Raw genomic sequence first — 768 nt, forward strand, 5'->3', positions numbered from 1 at the left:
GAAGATCAAAAGGTTGAATTTGTGGCTAAATATTTTCTAAGTGGTGATAAAACTAAAGCTTTAGAAGTAGTTCAAAGCTTAGATTTTCTTTTAACTTATGAAAAGAATGGTTTAAGCACTGCTTCAAAAGATAAATTTGAAGGAAATGGCTTTAGCGTTAAAAATGAAATATTAAGCCAAGTAAATAATACAACCAAAAACATCAAAGGTAAAATCGATAAACTTGAAAATGATTTAAAACCTTTAGCAGATGAATCTAATGGATATTTAAAAGATCTTATTGCTATGCAAAATAAACTTGATAATACTATTAAAGCTTATAATGCTTATGTAGATTTAATCAATAAAGGTTTAGCAAGCAAAAATGATCCAGAATTTATTGCACTAAAAAACCAAATAGATACCTTAATGAAAGATAGTCAAGTTTTAGCAGATTTAATCAATGAAAATCAAAAAGAACTATCTACTTGGCAAAATGACAATAACACAGAAAATTTTAAAGTAGTTGGTGCTTTTGCTAATGTAATATTAAATACCAATCCTAACTTAAAAGAAATAACTGGAGATGGCGGTGATGGGGAAGATCCAAATAAGCCAGATTTACCTGAAACTGATATGGAATTTGAACAAACTGCTTCACTTAATTTAATAGGTGATGAAACTTTAGATGAAGAAGAGGAAACTGAAGAGGTGGACGAAACTTCCTTACTTCAAAAAGGTAAAACCTGCATAGTCAGTGATAATTATAAAACTATGAATCCTTGTGTG

Annotated in this window: 1 protein-coding gene; it reads left to right on the forward strand. The window is 28.9% G+C overall.

Annotated features, from left to right (window positions below; translation table 11 throughout):
* Nucleotides 1-21 precede the first annotated feature (21 nt).
* Nucleotides 22-768, forward strand: a 747-nt coding sequence (locus L8X40_RS08390) for a hypothetical protein (protein WP_263667687.1), incomplete at its 3' end; no start/stop codon positions are given.

This window comes from Campylobacter sp. CNRCH_2013_0855 (assembly GCF_025773025.1).
In the GTDB taxonomy this organism is placed as follows: Bacteria; Campylobacterota; Campylobacteria; order Campylobacterales; family Campylobacteraceae; genus Campylobacter_D; species Campylobacter_D jejuni_C.